At 51.3% G+C, this 2,137-nt stretch carries 3 protein-coding genes; 1 reads left to right on the forward strand and 2 read right to left on the reverse strand.

Annotation, left to right across the window (positions count from 1 at the left end; all coding sequences use genetic code 11):
* Positions 1-212, forward strand: a 212-nt coding sequence (locus BBW68_RS16725; protein ID WP_148127523.1) for an IS30 family transposase, incomplete at its 5' end; no start/stop codon positions are given.
* 386 nt (positions 213-598) lie between these two features.
* Here the strand turns inward: BBW68_RS16725 and BBW68_RS10910 are convergent.
* Both BBW68_RS10910 and BBW68_RS18430 read right to left on the reverse strand, forming a co-directional pair.
* The gene (locus tag BBW68_RS10910; protein WP_245675257.1) at positions 599-1,645 is read right to left on the reverse strand and encodes a Replication protein; all 1,047 of its coding nucleotides are present in this window, start codon (positions 1,643-1,645) and stop codon (positions 599-601) included.
* A 42-nt stretch (positions 1,646-1,687) separates the two neighbouring features.
* The coding region (locus tag BBW68_RS18430) for a hypothetical protein (protein WP_222563085.1) at positions 1,688-2,137 on the reverse strand (450 nt) is incomplete at its 5' end.

Raw genomic sequence — 2,137 nt, forward strand, 5'->3', positions numbered from 1 at the left:
ACTTTGCACGCCCATACCATTCCTGGGAACGTGGCCTGAATGAGCATACCAACGGTCTGATACGGCGCTTTTACCCCAAGGGAACCGACTTCAGTCAGGTGAGCCATCGCAAGATGGCTGAACTCGAACACATACTCAACACGCGCGGGAGAAAATCACTGGGCTATCGTTCCCCCAACGAGGTATTTTTAACGCACTTACTGGCGGCATAAGCCCTCTCGGTTTTGTTGCGTTTCAAGTGGGAATGGGGCCCAGGGAGCTATCCAGATGCCCTGCGTAGCGGGCTCCGGATACTCTTTCTTTAGAAAGCATGTTTTGTTCAGAAGTAACGTTCGAAATTAACAGATATGAAGGGGTACCTTTCGAAGTTAATTGCCGTGCAAAGCGGCGGAATGACATGCGTTTGAAGTTAATTGAGAAATGAAAGAAACTCGCCCCTGTGAATGTTCCGGATGAAGCCTGAAAAACGGGTGTAGTACGTCAATACAGGGAAGTTTTGCAAGGTTGCGCGCAGGGGGCATCCAGATGCCCGGAAAAATGCCAGCACAGCGCGTGCGAAGTTCGCGGGAAAGTGGTGTGTGGTGACTGAAATCTTTAATTAAGAAAGCGGAACGCCGGCACTCTCCAGTAACAGCCGGTAATATCGCTCCGGATCGGTTACGTGAAGCTCTGGGTAATCCGCTTTCATGACCGCTTCCAGCGTGTAGCGCTTCGAAGGTGGGCATTCCTGGCTGGATGACCAGCGGATCCAGGCATTCTGCCAGCGTCTGGTATCAGTGCGCGGACGCAGCTGATGCACGGTATGGCCATCAAGCGCAGCCTCGAGGTCAGAGGTTACGCGTTGCTTCTCAGCACGCAGTTCAGGACTGACCACCCAGCGCTTGATCTGCTTCAGGCGGTTCTTGAGGGAGTAATGGCTGTCGATATTGATACCCAAGCGGGCCATCTTCAGCTGGTGACGCGCGTACTTATCGCGCATTGACTCGGCAACACCCGAGGAAATCGCCCACTGGCGGTACTTGTGCAGCCACTCCCTGACATTTTCCAGACTCATGCCACGGGAGGTGAAAAAGGATTCAGTGAGGAAGATACGCATTGGCTTGTTCTGGCCAGAGTCCGTGTCACGATCGCGGTGGACAACAACGTAGTCCAATTGCTCAAGCACCCGCAGCGCGTTCAGAGCTACGTCATAGGCTTTACGCCCGCCTTCATAAACGTGCAGCACGCCCATGCGACGGGCAATGTCTTCAACCGGCAGCATGATTTCAAACATATATTCGCTGTCCGGGCTGTAGTCACAGTTTGCAGCCAGCACCAGCGACAACGCGCTCAGGGCTTCGCGGCTCTCTGAACGGGTGGTAACGCGCATCGGTTTTGGCTTGAAATTGCTGTCAAACATGCGGGAGTAAGGTGTATACCCGATTTTGCGCAGCTCAATTAGATCGGTATTGCGACACCAGTCATGGTGACGGATGCAGGCTACGACCTTTGAAGCCATGCCTCGCGGGGTTTTACCGGAGTAAACAGGTGAGTGATTTCGGTGTGTTTTTGACTGCCCTTTACGAAGGCGATTTGATTCACCACGTCTATTCGGGTTGGCATTTTTGAGAATGCGCGAAGGCATCGCTGATGTATGTTCAGACACGCCACCCTGCGCTTAGGGCAGAATATTGTTGTTTTAGAGCTATCATGCGTTATAATCCTTTACAGGCTCGGCGCCTGCTTTTGACCCCCTGATATCTGGCATCTTCCGCCAAGTTGAGACAGATTTCAGGGGGTTTTTGCATTTGGAAACTGGCAATACCAGTTTCGCTCCCTTGGACGTTTTAACGGATACGTCCCATCCAGAATTTCTTTCAGAAACTATCAATAACTTTTCCTGGCAACTTCCTTCCCGATTAGTCTCTTGCAGAGACACTGATTCCAAAATATTACCGGGAAAATCACTTTTGAAAGAATACCCCACAGCAGGTCCAAGATCCACAAAATGAAACAGGTTCGTAATATGGATCAGATTAACGCTGCTCCACTGCTGCTTTTTTCCACGAACTCCACAATCGGTGTGATTTTTCTTACGCAAAATCACCGCTCCAGCTGACCGTTTCCCTTGGCGGGGTATTAGGCGACAATTACTCTG

This window comes from Candidatus Erwinia dacicola, assembly GCF_001756855.1.
In the GTDB taxonomy this organism is placed as follows: Bacteria; Pseudomonadota; Gammaproteobacteria; order Enterobacterales; family Enterobacteriaceae; genus Erwinia; species Erwinia dacicola.